Annotated in this window: 16 protein-coding genes; 14 read left to right on the top strand and 2 right to left on the bottom strand. The window is 71.1% G+C overall.

Annotation, left to right across the window (positions count from 1 at the left end; all coding sequences use genetic code 11):
• The first annotated feature begins 1 nt into the window (after position 1).
• The 4 genes from AB0F89_RS24130 (at position 2) to AB0F89_RS24115 (ending at position 3,184) form a co-directional block, all read left to right on the top strand.
• A complete protein-coding gene (locus AB0F89_RS24130; RefSeq protein ID WP_367127849.1) occupies positions 2 to 1,351 on the top strand; it encodes a hypothetical protein in 1,350 nt (449 codons plus the stop codon).
• Positions 1,339 to 2,391 (top strand): zinc-binding alcohol dehydrogenase, encoded by a 1,053-nt coding sequence (locus AB0F89_RS24125; RefSeq protein ID WP_367127848.1) that lies wholly within the window; start codon positions 1,339 to 1,341, stop codon positions 2,389 to 2,391. Before AB0F89_RS24130 ends, AB0F89_RS24125 begins: the two co-directional genes overlap by 13 nt.
• A gap of 91 nt (positions 2,392 to 2,482) precedes the next feature.
• Positions 2,483 to 2,806: a hypothetical protein gene (locus AB0F89_RS24120; protein ID WP_367127847.1), complete on the top strand. Its 324-nt coding sequence runs from the start codon at positions 2,483 to 2,485 to the stop codon at positions 2,804 to 2,806.
• Between the two features lie 66 nt (positions 2,807 to 2,872).
• Positions 2,873 to 3,184 (top strand): hypothetical protein, encoded by a 312-nt coding sequence (locus AB0F89_RS24115; RefSeq protein WP_367127846.1) that lies wholly within the window; start codon positions 2,873 to 2,875, stop codon positions 3,182 to 3,184.
• Between the two features lie 753 nt (positions 3,185 to 3,937).
• Here the strand turns inward: AB0F89_RS24115 and AB0F89_RS24110 are convergent.
• Entirely contained in the window at positions 3,938 to 4,876 is a 939-nt protein-coding gene (locus AB0F89_RS24110; RefSeq protein ID WP_367127845.1) for an aminoglycoside phosphotransferase family protein, read from the bottom strand.
• Positions 4,877 to 5,026: 150 nt separating this feature from the next.
• Between AB0F89_RS24110 and AB0F89_RS24105 the strand changes: the two genes are divergently transcribed.
• The 9 genes from AB0F89_RS24105 (at position 5,027) to AB0F89_RS24065 (ending at position 15,560) form a co-directional block, all read left to right on the top strand.
• Positions 5,027 to 5,740: a transposase family protein gene (locus AB0F89_RS24105; RefSeq protein ID WP_367127844.1), complete on the top strand. Its 714-nt coding sequence runs from the start codon at positions 5,027 to 5,029 to the stop codon at positions 5,738 to 5,740.
• Positions 5,632 to 6,240: a transposase family protein gene (locus AB0F89_RS24100; RefSeq protein WP_367127843.1), complete on the top strand. Its 609-nt coding sequence runs from the start codon at positions 5,632 to 5,634 to the stop codon at positions 6,238 to 6,240. The genes AB0F89_RS24105 and AB0F89_RS24100 overlap by 109 nt, the downstream gene beginning before the upstream one ends.
• Before the next feature lie 125 nt (positions 6,241 to 6,365).
• Positions 6,366 to 9,389, top strand: coding sequence for a CHAT domain-containing protein (locus AB0F89_RS24095; RefSeq protein ID WP_367127841.1), 3,024 nt, complete (start codon positions 6,366 to 6,368; stop codon positions 9,387 to 9,389).
• Positions 9,390 to 9,404: 15 nt separating this feature from the next.
• Complete coding sequence (locus AB0F89_RS24090; RefSeq protein WP_367127840.1) at positions 9,405 to 10,598, top strand: hypothetical protein; 1,194 nt, start codon at positions 9,405 to 9,407, stop codon at positions 10,596 to 10,598.
• Between the two features lie 44 nt (positions 10,599 to 10,642).
• Positions 10,643 to 13,078 (top strand): hypothetical protein, encoded by a 2,436-nt coding sequence (locus tag AB0F89_RS24085; protein WP_367127839.1) that lies wholly within the window; start codon positions 10,643 to 10,645, stop codon positions 13,076 to 13,078.
• On the top strand, positions 13,024 to 13,851 hold the full coding sequence (locus AB0F89_RS24080; protein ID WP_367127838.1) for a CHAT domain-containing protein: 828 nt from the start codon (positions 13,024 to 13,026) through the stop codon (positions 13,849 to 13,851). The genes AB0F89_RS24085 and AB0F89_RS24080 overlap by 55 nt, the downstream gene beginning before the upstream one ends.
• 202 nt (positions 13,852 to 14,053) lie before the next feature.
• Complete coding sequence (locus AB0F89_RS24075; protein WP_367127836.1) at positions 14,054 to 14,563, top strand: transposase family protein; 510 nt, start codon at positions 14,054 to 14,056, stop codon at positions 14,561 to 14,563.
• A complete protein-coding gene (locus tag AB0F89_RS24070) occupies positions 14,506 to 15,198 on the top strand; it encodes a transposase (RefSeq protein WP_367127835.1) in 693 nt (230 codons plus the stop codon). The genes AB0F89_RS24075 and AB0F89_RS24070 overlap by 58 nt, the downstream gene beginning before the upstream one ends.
• Positions 15,084 to 15,560 carry a transposase gene (locus tag AB0F89_RS24065; protein WP_367138987.1) on the top strand — a complete coding sequence of 159 codons (477 nt, stop codon included), beginning with the start codon at positions 15,084 to 15,086 and terminating at the stop codon, positions 15,558 to 15,560. The genes AB0F89_RS24070 and AB0F89_RS24065 overlap by 115 nt, the downstream gene beginning before the upstream one ends.
• 176 nt (positions 15,561 to 15,736) lie before the next feature.
• Here AB0F89_RS24065 and AB0F89_RS24060 read toward each other — a convergent pair whose 3' ends face one another.
• Entirely contained in the window at positions 15,737 to 17,449 is a 1,713-nt protein-coding gene (locus AB0F89_RS24060) for a choice-of-anchor P family protein (protein ID WP_367127834.1), read from the bottom strand.
• 657 nt (positions 17,450 to 18,106) lie between these two features.
• On the opposite strand from AB0F89_RS24060, the gene AB0F89_RS24055 reads away from it, so the two are divergent.
• Positions 18,107 to 19,267: a S1 family peptidase gene (locus AB0F89_RS24055; protein WP_367127833.1), complete on the top strand. Its 1,161-nt coding sequence runs from the start codon at positions 18,107 to 18,109 to the stop codon at positions 19,265 to 19,267.
• Positions 19,268 to 19,487 lie beyond the last annotated feature (220 nt).

The following is a 19,487-nucleotide window of genomic DNA, read 5'->3' as shown; positions in this document are numbered from 1 at the left end:
GGTGAGCACCGGGACGACTTCCGCGCCCGACGAAGTCGACCTGCGGCGGCGGGCCGCCGCGACGCTGCTGCGCAATTGGCGCGGCTCGGCCACCGTGCCGACCGGCACGCTGTACCCGCACCAGTGGAGCTGGGACTCGGCGTTCATCGCCATCGGCCAAGCCCACCTCAGCCCGCGGCGGGCGTTCGCCGAGCTGATCGCGTTGCACGGCGCGCAGTGGCGTGACGGGCGGGTGCCGCAGATCGTCTTCAACCCGACCGTCCCCGAGGACGCCTACTTCCCCGGTCCGGGGTTCTGGCGACCGCTGCCGCCCGCCGGACCGGCGGCGGGCGTGTCGACCACTGGCCTGGTGCAGCCGCCGGTGCACGCCGCCGCCGTGCTCGCCGTCGCCGAACGCCACCCCGGCGACGCGACCGACGCGGCGGTCCGACGCCTCTACCCCGCGCTCGCCCGGTTCCACGACTACCTGTTCGAACGGCGGCGCGTCGCCTCCGGCCTGGTGGGCATCGTGCACCCGTGGGAGTCGGGGCTGGACAACAGCCCGTCGTGGGACGAGCCTCTGCGCGCGGCCGATCCCGAGTCAGCCGACGACATCACCGGCCTGCGGCGCGACCTGCGGCACGCCGACGCCGGGCACCGGCCCACCGACCAGGACTACGCCCGCTACATGGGCATCGTCGCCGCCTACCGCGACCGCGGCTACGCCGACGACGACCTGACCGGCCTGCCGTTCTGCGTGGTCGACCCGCTGTTCTGCGCCGTGCTGGCCTGGTCCGAGCGCGCGCTGGCGGACCTGGCCCGACGCGCCGGCGCGGACCCCGGCAGGCACGTCGAGCGGGCCGGGGAGCTGGCGCACCACATCCACACACGGCTATTCGACCCGGCGCTGGGCTGCTACGTGGCGCTCGACGCGCGCACCGGCCGTGCCGTGCCCAGGCGCACGGTGGCCGGTCTGGTGCCGCTGCTGCTGCCGGACCTGCCCGCCGGGCGGCGGGAGGCGCTGCTGGCGACGCTCACCGGCCCCGCGTTCGGCCTGGGTTCGTCGGACGTGCGCGGCGTGCCCAGCTACGACCTCACCGCGCCCGACGTCGACCGCCACCGGTACTGGCGCGGGCCGACCTGGATGAACACCAACTGGCTGCTGTGGACGGCGCTGCGGCGGCAGGGCGAGACCGGGCACGCTCAGCGGTTGGCGTCCGACATGGCCGGCCTGGTCGCCGGCGCCGGGTTCCGGGAGTACTTCGACCCGGTGACCGGGGACGGCCTGGGCGCCGACCACTTCAGCTGGACGGCCGCGCTCCTGCTGGACGTCCTCGCAAGCGAACCAGGAGGGCAGCGATGGGAACGGTAGTACGGCTGGACGCGCCCCGGTCCGTCTCGCTCGCCGAGGAGCCCGACTCGCCGCCCGGGCCGACCGGCGTCCGCCTCCGCACCCTGTACTCGGGGATCTCCGCGGGCACCGAGATGACCCAGTACCGCGGCACCAACGCCCACTTCGTCAAGACGTGGGACCCCGACCTGCGCCTGTTCGTGCCGGGGCAGCCGACCGCCGGGTACCCGGCGGTGGTCGGGTACGAGGAGGTCGGCGAGGTGGTCGAGGTCGGCGAGGACGTCACCGCCGTCCAACCGGGTCAGGTGGTCTGGGGCACCTGGGGGCACCGCTCGACGGCCGTGGTAGAGGAGTCATACGCGGCGGACCGGGTGCTCGACCCACGGGCCGACCCGGTCCTCGGCATCTTCAGCCACATCGGCGCGGTGGCCCTCAACGTCGTGCTGGACGCCGACATCCACGTCGGCGAGACGGTCGTGGTGTTCGGGTTGGGCGTGGTGGGGCAGATCGTGGCGCAGCTGGCCCGGCTCAACGGCGCGCGGATCGTCGCGGTGGACGCCATCCCGCACCGCCTGGAGCTGGCCGGGCGGCTCGGCGCGGACGAGACGCTGGACGCGCGGGTGGGCGGCGTCGCCGAGCAGGTGCGGGTGCTGACCGGCGGGCGCGGCGCGGACGTCGCGCTCGACGTCAGCGGCAACCCGCAGGCCCTCAACGAGGCCGTCCGCACCGTCGCCTACAACGCGCGCGTCGTCGCGGGCGGCTTCTACCAGGGTGAGGCGCGCGGCCTGCTGCTCGGCGAGGAGTTCCACCACAACCGGGTCGACCTGGTCTGCTCGCAGATCTCCGGCGTCGCGCCCGGCCTGTCCCACCGCTGGGACCGCAGGCGGCTGAACACCACCGTCATCGACCTGGCCGTGGCCGGGCGCCTCCTGCTGCGACCGCTGGTGTCGCACGTGCTGCCGGTCGAGGAGGCAGCCTCGGCCTACGAGCTGATCGACACCCGGCCGGAGCAGGTGACGCAGGTGGTGCTGCGGTTCACCGCGCCGCCCGCGGTCGGGTAGGTCGCCGGGGTGTCGGCGTGCGCCGACCCGATGCCCTGAGCGGCTGGTCGGATCGGCTCGGCCCACCCGCTCACCGGTTCCGGCCGGCTAGTTGCTCACCGTGCCTCAGCGGGGCATCTCGCGGCACGTGGTGCGGGTTCGTGGCCGGCGAGGGCGGGTCTACGCGCTGAAGGAGATCATCGAGCGGCCGGCCCGCTACGAGTACGCGGTGCTCGGCGACTCGAGCAGGAGGGTATGCAGTCTGGCCATGTTGGCCGGACTGGAGATCCTGCTGGTCCCGATCGCCGGCTACCGGTACCTCCTGGTCCAAGGCGTCGGCGGGATCGGCTCCGTGCTCGTCGCCGTGGGCCTGGTGACGACCGGCGCAGCACTGTGGCGACTCCCGGGCACGGCACCGCCCTCGGCGCAGTGGTGATCGGCCTCGGACTCGTCGAACGATACGACGCACAGCCGTCTACAGGCGCGGACAGCCGTCGCGCACATGGCCCAGCACGACCTCGGCGGCAAGCTCGTACTGCGGATGCAGTCGCTGGAACTGACCGGTGTCGTGTTGACCACCGGGTCCGGCGCGGTGATCCGCATCGACAGCTCGACGTTCTCCGGCACAGTGGTCCTGAGGGCCGAGTCGTTGTCGGGCAGGCTTTTCGGTCAGGTTCCGATCACCTTGAACGGGAGCACGCCACTTCCCCCTCTCCCGGCACCACAGGTGACGATGAGCGACATCGTGGCGGAGGACGTGTGGCTCAGCGCAGCGACCTCGACGGTAAGCCACTTCACCGTCGAACAACGTTAGAGCGGAACGCCCATCGCGGTGCAGCGACGAACCCACCGCTCAGCCACATCAGCGCGAAGTGCAGGCCGACGGTGTGTACGACGGCGACCTCGGCAGTGCTTCCTCCCCGATGCCGATGTCGCGGCATCCGCCGGGTGTGCTTCATTCCGGCCGGTCGAAGGCGTCGACCATGGTCCGGGCATGCACGACGATGCCGGCGATGGTGTGCTCCACCAGGTCGGACAGCGCTCGGACCTGCTCCGGATCAAGGTCGCCCAAGACGAGCAGGAGCCGCTGTGCGCCTGGACCCGATGCAGGGCGAACAACCGGTGCGCCGAGCGCAGCACGTGGGCGGCGGTCGGATCGGTGGCCCGCTGCGCCCACACCGGCAGGGCCTCGGCGGCAAGACGCTCAGCGCGGGCGGTCACAGCGGCGAGACACCCGCGGACTGCGCAGCACCCGCATCCTCGGTCGCCTCGTCAACGAGTACAGACACGTCACTTGACCAGCAGCGACGACTTTTCGAGCGGCGAAGGGTGTCGATGCGGCCTTACCGGGCCTTCTTGTCGGCTTCGAGCTGGGCGTTGTGCGTGAGTGCGTCTTCGAGTTGTCGTTGCAGGGGCTCCGACGTTGGGCGGGAGTACCTCGACATCCGCCGACGACTGGGCGGCATCCTCAACAGGTCACGATCGGCGTGATCGTCACCATGACCTGCGAACCGGCCCGCGGACGTGCTGTCGTCTTGTCACAGGCGAAGGCTCCAACCGGTCGGTTTCACTGCGAGGAGCCGTTTACATCCTGCCAAGGATCGGTGGCCCGCCAGGTCTGGAGCGTCGGCGACAGGCCGTCGGCCAGCAGCGGGAGCTGCGGGATCATCGCCAGGGCCGCGACCATCTGCAGGTCGCGCAGGCGTTCCATGGCGCGCAGGACGTCGGTGTCGACCGTGCGCAACCCCAGGTCGACCGCGGTGGCGTTGTAGGAGGCGATCGCCTCCTCGCCGGTGTGCGCGAGATCCCACTCGACCGGGGCGACGCCGACGTGTTCGTAGTCGGAATACAGCACGGCGTCGGCCGTTTCGATCAGATTGTAGAACGGGGCGTCGCCGTGGACCACCTGGACGGGAACGCCGGGAAACGCCTGCGCGAAAGCTGAGGGTGACGCGACGACGGGCGAGAGGACGGCCCACTCGGCGCGGGCGCGGGCCAGGTCGGCGGCGGGCAACAGGTCCTCGCGGCCCTCCAGGTCGTCGAAGGCGAGGTCGACGTACCCCTGCATCCCCGGGAAGAAGCCGGTCTCGCCCGGGTACTCGGCCAGGATCGAGTGCAGGCGGGCGACGGCGGGCATGCGCTTCACCGCGTCGTAGTCGCTGGGAAGCACGCCCTCGACCTTCTCCCAGAAGGTCATTGCGAAACCGTCGCGCTCGACGGGCTCCGCCGGGACGAGCGGGCTGGGCACGACCGTCGGCTCGCCGCGCGACGCCATCCAACTCGACACGTCCAACTCCGTGCGTTGAAAGCCCGTCGAGGTGATGCCGCGAGGGGTCACCACCGGCACGCGCGCGACGACCGGCGACGGTGCGAGGTCCACCACCACCGAGAAGACGTCGTACAGGACCTTCGCCTCCGACACGTCCAGCCCCAGCGCGGTCACGGCGGCGACTGCGGCATCGCAGGCGCGTTGTGAGCGAGCGGCTCGTTCCTCCTCGGTGATCACGAACGCCACTGTAGAACCCCTTCGGATCGCGCCCGGTCACGGGTGGTCAGCCGGGTGAGCCCGGTTTGATCAGCTTCGCCTCCGGCCGGTTGTCGGTGTCGGTGTCAACCACGCGGACGGCGGGTCGGGACGAGGAACCGCACACGCCCTGTGCCACGCCGCGCTGACCCAACCCGGCCTGTCCGCCACCGCGGCAACCGACGAACACCTCCGCCTGCTCGCCGGAGCCGAGTTCTAGAGCGTTATTCGGAAGGTTGGTCTTGGGGTGACAGCGCAACAGCCCCGTCTGGGCAGGGTCGGTTTCCTCTCACAGAAACGATCCACCACGAGGCGGGGCTGTTGCGCTACCAGTCTACGACCGGGCTCGACCACGACCGGATCCAGGAGCTGGTCGCCCGGATCCACCAGGTCCTGGGACCGGCCGGTCGGCGGGTAGGACGACCGCCGGCGTTGGGCCTGTACCGGTCGGTGCTGCTCACCCTGGTGCTGTTGCGCCAGAACCTGGCCCAGACCGTCGCGGCGGACTGGTTCGGCGGCTCCCAGCCCACCGTCTCCCGCGTGTTCCGCCGCATCGCACCCCTGATCGGCCAGGTCACCTGCCCCCCACACCCCACCGCTGCCCGACGTGTTGCGAGAACGGGTGGTGCTGGTCGACGGCGCCCTGATCCCCACCAGCGACCACGCGGACCACCGCAGGGCCAACTACAACAGCGAACACCTCCGGGCCGGCGTGACGGTGCAGGGTCCTGGCCGCGTTGGACGGCGCCCTGCTCGCGGTCTCCCAGCCGGTCGAGGGCCGCGCCCACGACAAGACCGCCTACACCCGCACCGGCCTGGCCGACCTGCTCACCGACACCACCGTGATCGCCGACCTGGGCCACCAGGACACCCCCACCCTCCGACCCCGCCGCAAACGCCCAGGCCACAGACGCCGCACACCCGCCGACAAGACCTGGAACACCAGCGTCAGCCGCATCAGATGGGCAGTCGAGCACGCCATCGCCCACCTGAAGAACTGGAAGATCCTCGCCACCGGCTACCGCGCCCGCCTGGCCGAACTCCCCACCATTCTCCGCATCTCTTCTCCACGCTCAAGATCGAGCTGGTCTACCGCCGCTCCTGGCGCACCCGCGACGAAGCCGAGAACGCATCCAGAAGGACCTCGGCTGGCTCAGCCCCGACGAGTACGAAGTCGCCTGGCACACAGTCCAGGCCGAACCGACTGCCATCCCGGCATCACCGACCCGATCCAGGTAACAACCATCTCGGATTATCAGGGGGAAGCTCATCTCGAAAAATCCGTAATCATGCGGAGAACTTCACCATTTGAAATCTACATTGGAAATGGTGTTAGAATCAAATAATGGCGAACGGCGATTCCGCGGCCCTCCACCGGAGGGCGCGCGAACTCGCGCGCCGGTACCAGCGGACAGGGGAACTGGCCGTACTGCGCGAGGCAGTCGACCTGTTCCGACGTGCGGTCGACATCGTGAACCCACCAGCCGATCGTCTGTGCGACCTGGGCGCGGCCCTGTTCATGCTGCACAGCCGCACCGATGACGTGGACGCGCTCGCCGGAGCGGTCACCGCGACCCGCCGTGCGCTCGAACGCTCGCCGGATGACCCGCTCGCCCTGTCCAACCTCGCCGCGATGCTGGAAGCGTGGTTCCAGGCCACCTCGGACCACTCGACCCTGCGGGAAGCCGTCGACACGGGCCGCCGCGCCCTGGCCGCGTCGCCCCCCGGCACCCCGAACCTCGCCGGTCGTTCGGCGAACCTGTGCGCGTCGCTGCGCACGCTCTACATGCAGTTCGGGGACGTGGACGCGCTGCACGAAGCGGTCGCGGTCGGGCGCGACGCCGTGGCCGCAGGGCCGGATCTCGGTGTGGCGTGGGCGAGCCTGGCGAACGCGCTGTGGGACCTGTTCGAGGAGACCGGTGACGACAGGGCCGCGTCCGAAGCCGTCCGGGCGTTCCAAACCGCCTACGACAACACCCCGGATCATGACGGCGACAAACCGGCCATGCTCGCCAACCTCGCGTTCCGCCGCAGCTCCGTGGCGGTGCGGGCGGGTGACCGAGAGGCGCTGGAGGAGGCTGTCGCCCTGGCGCGGCGCGCGGTCGACTCCCTTTCCGAGGACGACCCGGACCGGGCGCACGCCGAGGCGCTCCTCGCCGCCGTCCTGAGGGGGTCGTTCAACCTCACCGGCGATGTCGGCGCGCTGGTCGAATCGGCCGCCGCCGCGACGACCGCAGTGGCGCGAACGGATGCGGGCGTTGCCGACCGGGCACTGGTCCTGGCCGAACTGGGCGGCACGCTGCGGACACTCTACGAACGCACCGGTGAGCGGTCGGTCCTGGCCGAAGCGATCGCGGCGGCCCGGCAGGCTGCTGGCGCCGTCCCGATCGGGCACGTCCAACGCGCGTCGATCCTGCTGGGCGCCGCGGCCGTCACCGTCCTGCGCTTCGAGCGCGACGGTGACGAGGAGGCGCTGCGCACCGCAGTCGAGCTGGGTCGGGAGGCACTGGCCGCTCCCGGATCGGACGACCGGACGCAGTTGATCATTCCGTTGATGGCGCTCGCAGCGCACACCGACGACCTGGCTCTGGTGGACGAGGCGGTCGAGGTGGGCAAGCGGGCGACCGCAGCGGTCGCGGGGCGCAAGGTCCCGAAGTCCGCCCTGGCCAACACGGCCTACGCCTTGCTGAACAGGTATCCGCGCACCGGCGACGTGAACGACCTGCGCGCCGCCATCGCCCATTGCCTGCTCGCCGCGGACGCGGTCGAGGAGTCGGTGGCCTCGCCGCAGGAACCGCCCCTGCTGCTCACCCTCGGCGCCGCGCTGCTGGCCCTGGGCGAGCACCTGTCGGAGCGTCGGGCGCTGGACGACGCCCGCACGACCTTCGCCCACGTGCTGAGGTCGACGGCCGCGACCGCGTCGGAACGCGTCGCAGCCGCACGAGGGCTGGGACAGGTGGAACTCGCTGCCGGAGACCCGGCGGCCGCCGTCGCCGCGTACGAGGAAGCGGTAGCGGTGCTGCCCTCCCTCGCCCCGCGCCGCCTGCTCCAGGCCGATCGGGAGTTCGGGTTGGGGCAGGCGTCCGGGCTCGCCGCGGACGCCGCCGCGACGGCTGTGACGGCAGAACGGCCCGACCGGGCCGTGGAACTGCTCGAACAGGCCCGGGTGCTGCTGCACGCGGAGAAGATCGACACCTTGGGCGACCTGCGCCGCCTGGAGCGGCAGGAACCCGTGCTGCACGGCGAGTTCCACCGCGTGCGCGACGAACTGGACGCCGCCGAGCACCCTGTTTCCGGGGAAGCTGCGTTCGCCGTGCCCCCGCACCGCCGTGAAACCCTGCGGCAGCGGATGTCGGCGCTCTTGGACGAGATCCGCCGCAGGCCGGGCCTGGACCGCTTCCTGATGCCCGAGTCGGCCTCCGAGCTGTCCGAACACGCCGACCATGGGCCGGTCGTATACGTCTACGCCACGGCATCACGCTCGGATGCCTTGGTGCTCCGCAAAGGACAGCCCGTGCGGGTCGTCCCGCTACCGGAGGTGACACACCGGCTCGTCGCGGAGCAGGCGGAGAAGTTCGACGTCGCCCAGATGACCACGGCGCCCACCTACGGCGCGCGCGCCGCCGCGCACCGGGCCGCGCACGAGGTCCTGGAGTGGTTGTGGGACAACGTGACCGAACCGATCCTGAACGAGCTCGGCTTGCGCGCCGCACCGGAAGGCGAGTGGCCGCGCCTGTGGTGGTGCCCGGTCGGCGTGCTGACCCACCTGCCACTGCACGCGGCAGGTCGCCACCTCGACGGGAAGGGGCGGTCGGTGCTGGACCGGGTGGTGTCGTCCTACACGTTCTCGATCCGCGGCCTTGCGCACAGTCGCCGCCGCGCGACCGGCGCCAACGGCCCCGCGCTCGTCGTGGCGATGCCGGACACGCCCGGCGCGCCCCCGCTGCCCTCCGCCGTCGCCGAACTGGACGAGGTCGTCGCGCTGCTGCCCGGCGCCCGGACGCTCGTCTCGGCCGAGGCGACCCGGGATGCGGTGCTCGACGCCCTGCCGCGCTGCTCGGTCGTGCACTTCGCGTGCCACGCCGTCGGCGACCCGGTCGACCCGGGTGCCGGGCGGTTGCTGCTGCACGACCACGCCGACGCCGCGTTGACCGTCGAGCTGCTCTCCCGCCTCGACCTGGGCGGCACGGGCCTGGCGCTGCTGTCGGCGTGCCACACCTCCCTGACGGCGGTCCGGCTGGCCGACGAGGCGGTGCACATCACGGCGGCGTTCCACCTGGCGGGCTGCGCCAACGTGATCGGCACGCTCACCCCGGTCAACTCGACGGCCGCGCGGATCGGCGCGGCCGTCCACGGGTTCCTGACCCGCGGCGGGAGCATCGCCCCTCACCTGCCGGACACCGCGCTCGCCCTGCACCACGCGGTGCGCCTGGTGCGCGCGGAGCACCTCACCGCCCCGATGACGTGGGCGGCGTCCATCCACGTCGGCAACTGACCACCTGGAGCGCCTGTGCAGACCCTCGCGCACGTCGACCTCATGCTCGCCGAGGAGCTGAGGTCGTTCCACAGCACCGACATCCGTCTGGGCGGCGTCACCTTTCACGGGATGCGCGTCGACCCGTTGGCCGCCGCGCAGGCAGGGCACGACGCCTACCTGGTCAAGGTGAACTACGCGACCCTGCTCGACCCGGAGGCGCCCCCGCCGACGTGGGCCGAGGTCGGGTTGCGCTTCACCACGCCCGGCGTGCTGGTCTTCGACGTGCTCCCGAGGTCGGTGACTGCGGAAGTGCCCCACACCCGCTATGCGGTCACGCACGACCTCGACTTCATCCGCTACGAATCCGACCTGTCAGGCCGAGTGCTCCACGACCAAGTGCCCGTGCCTCCGACCACGCCGGTGCTGGAGTGCGTGGAGGTCGGCGGCCCGGGCGTCCGCTGGCGGCGCACCGAAGGGGTCCGGTCGGGTTCGGACGTGGGCTGGCTGACGGTCGTGACACCGCAAGGGTGCCGGGAACTGGTCGGCGAGGCGGTCGCGGACTACGCGCTGCGCCCCGCCGACTCCTGGGGCCTGCACCCCCGCGGTCGTGCCGACGGGTTCACCATCCGCCTCCCCCACGTCGAACCGGTGCGCACCGCGGCCATCAACGTGCGGTTGGGTTTCACCCTCGACGTGGTCGGCTACGGCAAACGGACCATCCGCCAACGCGAACGGGTCCAAGAGCGCCTTCGTGAGGTCGTGGACGGCGTGCTGAAGGACGCGGGCATCGTCCTGAACGGCGACTACTTCCAGGGCACCGGGGACGGCGTGGTCGCCTTCTTCGAACCGGACACCGACCTGCCGAAGGCGCTCGACACGCTCCTGACGGCTCTGCCGCGGCGGCTGGCGGCGGACAACGCGGCGCACGAGGACCCGATCAGGCTGCGCTTGGCGATGGACGTCGGCACCGTCGGCCTGGGCCCACTCGGGTTCACCGCCGACGCGATCGTGAACTTCTGCCGGCTGGTCGACAGCGACCCGCTCCGCGAGGTCGTGCGCCGGCACCCGGACGTGCCGGTCGCGGTACTCGTGTCCGACACCGTGCACCACATGCTGATCAGCCGCTTCGAAGAGTTTTCCGAGATCGACTTCCGACGGGTCGACGTCGTGGTGAAGAACTTCCAGGCGGCGGCCTACCTGCTCGTACCGGACGGCGGCACGTCGTGACACGTGCGTCGGACCGGCCCGGGATGGGGTTCGACCGCCTTCTCATGCGCGTGCGTGAGCTGAGCGAGGACGATCGCCATCAGCCGGACCTCCTCTCCGAAGCCGCGTCGACCGACGCGCAGGCACTGCTGCACGCGGCCGAGCCCACCGACCGGTACCACCCGACGGCAGCGGAGTCCGACCGACTGTTCACCGCGCACCTCGTCGTCGGCGCGTTCCACCTCGCTCGCCTGCAAACCCTGGGCGCACGGCGCCAGGCCGGTGTCGCCTCCGTGCCCGACAGCGCGATCCACCGAGAACTCGCCGCGTCGATCGCGTTGTTCCGCCCTTACGCGATCGCGGTCGACGACCACGTCCCACCACCTCTACGGCCGCTCGTCGGCCCGTCGCGCCGCGTCGAGGCGCAGTTCATGACGGCGGCGGAGTTCCTGGGCGCGGATCCCGGGGAGATCGACCCAGTGGTGCTCGACGTCGGCATCGCGTTGATGACCGCGGCCCTCGTCCACCTGCCCGAGGAACACCCGCTCCTCCCGATCGGCCGGTCGACCCTCAGCGAAGCGTACGAGACGCGGTTCTTGCGACGCGGAGACGCCACAGACCTGCGGCACGCCATCACGATCAGCGATATCGTCCTGGCCCGCACCCGGACCGACGACCAAGACTACCCGATGTTCCTGTCCAAGATGCGACGCCTGTACCACCACCGCTACGAGATGACGCACGCGGTCGACGACCTCCGACGCGCGTTGGAGACGGCCGAGCAGAGCGTGCGCATGACAGCCCCGGGCGATCCGATGCTGGGCAGGCGACTCAACATCCTGGGCGAACTGCACCGCCGGGCGTTCATCCGCACCGAGGAAACGCACCACGCCGACCTCGCGGTCGAAATGGGCGCCCAGGCGGTCGCCGCGGCGGTACCGGGCCACGCCGAATACGCGGTCCGCCTGTCCAACCTGTCGCTCTCCCACCTGGAACGCCACCGGGGCACCGGTGACCCCGACGACCTGGAGACCGCGGTCGAAATGGGTGAGCAGGCGGTCCGGGCGACCCCGGACGGGGACGACGACCTCGTCGGAACGCTGGCGAACACCGCCGGGGCCCACCTGGCGAGGTTCCAGGCACACGGCGACGCCGCGGCCCTGGACCGGGCGATCGAACTCGGTGAACGGGCCGCCGCGTGCGGGCCGGGCACCGACCTGGCCTACCCGATGTACCTGTCGAACCTGGCGGTCGCCCGCCGCAGGCGCTTCGAACGGACCCGAGACCCGGCCGACGCCGACCGGGCGGTGGAGGCCGGAGAGCAGGCGGCCGGCGCGGTCGCCGACGACCCGATCAAATTGCCCCACGCCCTCTCCGCCCTCGCCGCGGCCTACCGAGCGCGCTACCGGCATGCCGCCGATCCCACCGATCTCGACAAGGCCATCATCACCGACGAGATCAACGTGTCGGTGATGCCCGAGAACCACCCGCGACGGGCACTCGATCTCGCCAACCTGGCCAGCTTGCACATCACCAGGTACACGGCGAACCACGACGAGGAAGACGCGCGCAAGGCCGTCGAACTCGGCGAGCGGGCCATAGCGGCGACCCCGGACGGTCACACCAGCCTGCCCATGACGGTCATGACGCTGTGCGGGGCCTATACCGCGCGGTACGGCGACGCGATCGCGGAACATGCCGGCCGGGTGCGACGGCTCGCCTCCGCACTGGCGACCGCGCGCACCGCGTCCCCGGTCAACCGCGTCGCCGCAGGTCGGGCGGTCGGCACTCTGGCTGCGCTGGCGGAGGATTGGCGCACGGCGGTGGGGTCGTGGGACGAGGCCGTGTCACTGCTGCCGGTCGTGGCCGCGCCCAGGGCGGACCGGAGTGACCGCGAATACCTGTTGGGCCAAGGGCTGGACCTGGTCGGTGGGGCGGTGGCGTCGCACCTGGCCGTGGACGACGCAGTCGGCGCGGTGGAACTGGCGGAGTTGGGCCGGGGCGTCATGCTGGCGGCCGAACTCGACTCCCGCTCCGACCTCACCGACTTGCGCGCGGTGGACGCAGCGCTGGCGGACCGGTTCGAGCAGGTGCGCGTCCTGCTCGAACCGGCGGCCGGAGACGACGGCGAGTCGGGCGCCGATCACCCTCGACGGCGGCTGTGGCGGGAATACGACCACCTGTTGGAGCAGATCCGCGCCCTACCCGGCCTGCACCGGTTCCTGCTGCCCCCGGCGTACGAGGACCTGCGCATGGCCGTGGCGGGAGGTGTCGCCGTGCTGGTGAACGCGGACCGGCGTCGCGGAGACGCCGTCATCGTGACCCCGCAGGTCCGCCGGTCGTCGTGGAACTGCCGGGGCTGCGGGAGACGGCCGACCGCGCGGCGCAGTTCCGGGAGGTCGTGCACGGTCGCCCGACCCTGCATACCATCCGGGTCCGGCAGCAGGTGTTCACCGAGACCCTGGCCTGGCTGTGGGACGGTGTCGTGTCCCCGGTGCTGAACGCCGTGCCCGGCCGGGACCCGGATCGACCGACCAGGCTCTGGTGGCTGCCGATGGGGCTCATCGGCTCCCTCCCCCTGCACGCCGCCGGACACCCGGGCCGACCGGGCGCGCTGGACCACTGCGTCTCCTCCTACGTGCCGACGCTGCGCGCACTCGCCCACGCCCGCAACCGTCCAACCGCGGGAGAGCGGCGGCAACTGGTCGTCGCGCTGGAGCACACCCCTGGGCTCGGGGACCTGCCGGGAACGACCGCCGAGTCCGAAGCCCTGCACACCGCCCGGCCGGACCTGCCGCTGCTGGATGACAACCGCGCCACCACCGAAGCGGTGCTGACCCACCTGGGGCGGAGCACCTGGTGCCACTTCGCCTGCCATGCCGTGCAGGACGCGCGGAGCCCGTCGCGCAGCGCCTTGGCCCTGCACGACCGCCCTCTCACCGCCGCCCGCATCAGCCGCCTGCGGATGGAGTCGGCGGAACTGGCGTACCTGTCGGCCTGCTCGACCGCGTACAGCGGGCCGCAACTGCCCGACGAGTCGATCCACCTCTCCTCGGCGTTCCACCTGGCGGGGTTCAAGCACGTGATCGCCGGTTTGTGGCCGCTGGGAGACTCCTTCGCGGCGGTCGCCGCCAAGCGGTTCTACCTGGGCCTGCCGGATAGCCCGGATGCGGGCAGGGCCGCGTACGTCCTCAACGCGGTCGTGAGGGAGTTGCGCGACGAGCAACCCGCCCGTCCGGATTTATGGGCGTCGTTGGTCCATAGCGGACCTTGACCCGAGTCCAGACCGGGCCGTGGCCCCACTGCGGTGGTCGCCGTCGAAGCAGTCGGTGTGTGCCCAGTCGCGTGTGCAGCGTTCGGCGAAGGGGTCTGTCGAACGAGCCGGCTCTGTCGCTGATTGCGTGATCAACGAGTTTAGGTGTCCAATGGCAGCTCAGGCGAGTCTGTGATCATGGCCGGGGTGTGATCATGACTGGTTGGACGTTCTGCTGCCGCACCTCGCCGGTGTGAAGGTGGAGCGGGTCGAGAGGAGCTCCTCGGGCGTGCGGGTCCGAGCATGTACGAAGGTGAAGTCCGCGCCTTGTCCATCCTGCGGTGCGCGGTCGGGTCGGGTGCACAGCCGCTACGACCGGAAGCCGGACGACGCGCCCGTGGCCGGTCGGCCGGTGGTGCTGCGATTACGGGTGCGCCGGTTCTTCTGCGACGACCAGGGCTGCTCGGTGGGGACGTTCGCTGAACAGGTCGACGGTCTGACCATCGGGTACACGCGGCGCACCTTGTTGTCGCGCACCGCGTTGGAACGCATCGGATTGGCGTTGGCGGGCCGGACCGGAGCACGTCTGGCCGCCGGTCTCGGACTGCCCACCAGTCGAGGCACGCTGCTGCGGTTGGTACACGCCCTGCCCGATCCGTCGATCGGGGTGGTGAAGTGCTCGGGGTCGACGACTTCGCCCTGCGGCGTGGTCGCCGCTACGCGACCGTGCTGATCGACGCGGTCACGCACCGCCGGGTCGACGTGCTGCCCAACCGCAGGGCCGCGCCCCTGACCGCCTGGCTGCGCGAGCATCCCGGCGTCTCCATGGTCTGCGGGGACGGCTCGGCCACCTACGCCGAAGCCGTCCGCCAAGGCGCCCCCGACGCCGTCCAGATCGGCGACCGGTGGCACATCTGGAACAACCCGGTCGCGGCGGCGGAGAGGACCGTGACCGCCCACAGCACGTGCTGGTACGTCGGACCGGCAAGGCGCACCAAGGCCGAGGGGGAGCGGGCCCTGCAGCGGCACACCACGGTCCACGGCCTGCTCGACCAGGAAGTCGGGCTGCTGGAATGCGCACGACGACTCGGCATATCGCTCAACACGGTCAAGCGCTACGCCCGCATCCCCTCCGCCGAGCAGCTGCGGCGCCTCCGCCCTACCGGCGCAGCATGGTCGACCCCTGCCGCGACCACCTACGCCGCCGCCTGGCACAACAGCCCGACGTCCCGGTCACCCACCTGCTCGCCGAGATCCACGCCCTGGGCTACCCCGGCAGCGCCAACCTCCTGGTCCGCTACCTCAAACAAGGCCGCGCCGAACCCGACCGCGTCCCACCCTCCCCACGGCGCCGGGTCACCTGGCTGACGAGCAAACCGGAGAACCTGCCCGAGCATGATCGCAGCCATCTCCAGGATCTGATCACCAGCTGTCCGCCGATGACGACGCTCGCCCAGCGGGTCCGCGAGTTCGCCACGATCCCCACCCGCCGCCGAGGGCACGATCTCGACGCCTGGATCGACGCGGTTCTGGGCGACGACCTGCCCGCCCTGCACCGCTTCGTCCACCGTCTGCGCGAGGACAACGAGGCGGTGCTGGCAGGGCTGACCCTGCCCCACAGCAACGGTCCCACCGAAGGAGTCGTCAACAAGATCGAGATGCTCAAGCGGCAGACCTACGGACGGGCAAGCTTCGCCCTGATAAGCAAGCGAATCCTGCTCAACCAGTAGCAACACTCAGCATTCCTCGCCCTTCCCAACTCAGATCGTTGATCACGCAATCAGCGACAAACCACTCGTTCCACAGTCCCCAGGCCCGCACACGGCTGCGGCGTGCCCGTCCGACCGTGTTTCCCCGACTGCCGGGGTGGTGCAGGTGAGGGACGCACCTGCACCACCCGGGGGTGTCAGCTGACCGGGCAGGGGTCGCCGGGGTGGGTCAGGGTGACGCGGGCGTGGCTGATCACGAGGTCGACGCCGTTGAGCAGGCGGACGTGCAGGGCGTTGACGGCGATGCCCGCGCCACCCGCCAGGGGCCGTCGTTCGTTGACCACAATGGTGGCCACGAGCGGGATGGTGATGGTCAGGTCGACCGCGGGGTCGACCACGGGGGTGCCGTTGATCCGCAGGTTGACCAGTTCGACCTGCCCGGCTGTGGTGACCGCGCCGTCGAGGTCCTCCGCGGCGGTGGCCGTGGCGTGGATCTCGTCGGCGGTGATGAGGCCACCCAGCAGGGAGACCTTCGCGGTGCGGGCCCATGCGGTGGCGGTGCGCTGGCCGTCACCGCCGACGGTGCCGCGGGCCTCGGTGTCGATGACGCCCAGCGAGCCGATCCCCGGCAGGGGGGCGCCGAGCGCCTGGTCCTGGTCGAGGCCCGGTTGGGGGGTGCAGGTGAGGTCCGACGGTGCGAGCGGGCCCACGCCGACCAGCGGAGCGGTCAGCTTGCCACCGTGGGCGTGGGCGTCGAACACCAGCACCGGCGCGATGAACCGCACCGAGGCGCACCCCGGCGCGTTGAGGCCGACCCGCGCGGTCACGTCGGTGGCGCAGGTGGTGTAGGTGCCGGGGCGGGCGGCGGTGACCGTGACGGAGACGGTGCACGAGGACTGGCCGGTGGCCAGCGCGCCGGTGGCGGTGACCGCGCCGGCGGCGGTGGAGGCGGTGGCGTCGGTGCAGTCCGTGGTGGGCTGGGCGGTGGCGGTCAGTCCCGTCGGCAGGTTCGCGGTGAACGACCAGCCGTCCTTGACCGCCAGCTCGCTGGTGTTGGTGACGGTGAAGGTCAGGGTGGCCGTCTGCCCCATCTGCACCGGGGGCGGGCTGTAGGCGACGTCCAGCTGCGGGGTGACGTCCAGGACGCGGACGTTGTCGAACGCGGCGTCGTTGCCGGTGCCGCTGCCCTGGGCGTTGAGCAGCTGCACCCCGACCGAGGAGCCGCCGAACAGCACGGGCCGGTCGCTGGTGTAGGTGCCCACGGCGGTGCCGCCGATGACGGTGGAGGGGTTGGCGCAGGGTTCGATCGGGGTGGTGAAGGTGGGCACCGCGGTCGCGCCGTCGAGCAGGTAGAACTCGAACAGCGCGTGGTTGGCGAAGCAGTTCTGCTCGGCCGCGTCCACGGAGAAGGTCAGGAACCGGTCGGGTTCGGGCAGCGGGATGGGCTGCTCGGTGCGCAACTGCACCTTGCCCGCCCCGGGGTTGCCGGCGGTGTAGGCGGTGACGGCGTGGTTGGTGGCCGGGTCGCCGCCCGACCACTGGCCCAGGATCCCGGCCATGGTCCGGACCGACTGCCAGTTGCCCGCGCTGCACCCGCTGCCGGGCGGCGGCGCGGCCGGCTGCTGCGGCGAGGCCAGCCACCCGTTGCAGGCGGTCAGCCAGGCCGGATCGGCGGTGTAGGTCTGGGCGATCGGCGGCGCGCCGGTGTAGTCGGTGAGCAGGACGGGCGTGGCGCCTTGGGCGTTCTCGAAGTCCTCGGCGAACACCACGACCGGCGCCTGGGGGACGCCCGGTGCCGCAGAGGCCGGTTGCGCGGAGGTGACGGCGAGCGCGAGCGGTACGACCGTCAGTGCTGCGACGATCGCCGGCAGGGCTCTGCCCCTGTGCCGACCGGGCGAAGACGTGGCCACCGATGAACTCCCTTGTTCGGTGCGAAAGGTGGGACACCGGTTCCTTCGTCCACCGCGGGAAGGCGCATTAGCGCCGGCCGGGAGGCCGCACCCGCTTGGCTCGCGCACACCACCCGATCACCACGGACCCCGCAGCGCTCACCCACCCAAACCAGCACCACATCGCCTGTCGGCCCTAAAAATGCGGATATACCCGGTCACCTCGAATAGCATTTCTCTCGAGGCATCCGGTACGCCTTCACCCTCGCGAAGGGAAGCGGGTCAGGGTCAGGTGAAGGCGGCGTGATGCGTTCAGCACACCTCGTGACGGCTCGGATCACCGGATGAGACAGGACGTGGTGACCGGCGACAACCGCTCGGGGACGGGGCACTTCAGCCCGAAGCTGCCCGACACGTCGAGTCGCGTCACTACGGAACACCGCATCCCCTGTTTCGGCGACACGCTTGGCGCACCCGATGATTCCACCTGCCTTTGACCTGCAGAAACAATCATCGAACGCCACCGACTCGGCGGTATGAGCGTGCCGGGCCGAAAAGTATCGTTCCGGATCCGCCGGGTTCATAAACGGCGTTGCCGATCGGTTACCGAGCTCCGCTCGCATCTCTCGGGCGACCGATCGGCGCCTCCCTGCACCCTCGCCTGAAAGGGTTGCCCAAGTGACTTCTCCGCGTATCGTCCGATTAGCCGGTGCGGTCGTCCTCGCGATCGGTCTCGCCGTTCCGTCCCTGCCCGCGGTCGCCGCACCCAGCGGTGTGGCGACCACGTCCTCCACCTCCGCACCGCGCGTCTCCCTCGGTATGACCGAGGCGATGCAGCGCGACTTCGGCCTCACCGCCGAGGGCGTGCGAACACGCCTGGCCCAAGAGGAAAGGGCCCGCGGCACCGAGGTCGTCGCCCGCAAGCTCTACGGCGCCGCCTACGCGGGCAGCTGGTTCGACCCCGCGACCGGCAAGCTCGCCGTCGCGGTAGCCGGTGACGCCGCTGCCGACAAGACCGGTCTCGACGTGACCGTCGTGCCCGTCGCGCACACCTATGCCCAGCTCGACGCCACCAAGACCGCCCTCGACCGGCGGTCCGGCAAGGCCGCGCCCGCCGGGGTGAACGGCTGGTACGTCGACGTGCAGACCAACACGGTCGTCGTCACCGTCAACCGGCACAAGGTCGACGCCGCCGTGACCGCGTTCGTCGACGAGGCCAAGGCCCTGCACCCCGCCGTGCGCGTGGTGCAGGAGGACCACTCCCCCGTGCCCTACGCCGACGTCGTCGGCGGCTGGCCGTACTGGATCAACAACGCGGGCCGGTGCTCCATCGGCTTCGCCGTGTACGGCGGATTCGTGACCGCGGGCCACTGCGGCACCCCCGGCTCCCAGGCCACCGACCAGTACGGCGCGCTCTACGGCTACTTCGCCGGCTCCACGTTCCCCTACTACGACTACGCGTGGGTGCAGACCGTCGGGGGCGTGAACCTGTGGGGCTACATGGAGGGCTACGACGGCTATTGGTACTACGTGCGCGGTTCCGCGCAGGTCCCGGTGGGCTCCGGCGTGTGCCGTTCGGGCTCGACCACCGGTATGTGGTGCAACTACATCCAGGCCCGTAACCAGACCGTGAACTACCCCCAGGGCGTCGTCTACAACCTGACCCGCACGAACGTCTGCGCCCAGCCCGGCGACTCCGGCGGCTCGTGGCTCAGCTCGAACCAGGCCCAAGGCGTGACCTCGGGCGGCTCGGGCAACTGCTCGACCGGTGGAACCACGTACTACCAGGAGGTCAACCCGATCCTGTCCGCCTACGGCCTGTCGCTGATCCTGACCTGATCGCCGACACGTCGCCCAATCCGACGACCCGACCGGCCTTCGTCCTCCGCGCGAAAGCCGGTCGGGTCAGCCCGGCTGTCGAGGGTGCGTTCACGGCCGCAGCCGGTGCCGACCGCTCGTCCGCTTCGGTTCGACAGGACCGACCCGACCCTGTGTCGTGATCGGGTGCGCGACGATGTCGGGTCCCGACCGGGCCTGCCGGACGTGCTACCCCTGATGG

It is taken from the genome of Saccharothrix sp. HUAS TT1 (genome assembly GCF_040744945.1).
Lineage (GTDB): Bacteria > Actinomycetota > Actinomycetes > Mycobacteriales > Pseudonocardiaceae > Actinosynnema.
This window is presented reverse-complemented; position numbering and strand designations above follow the sequence as displayed.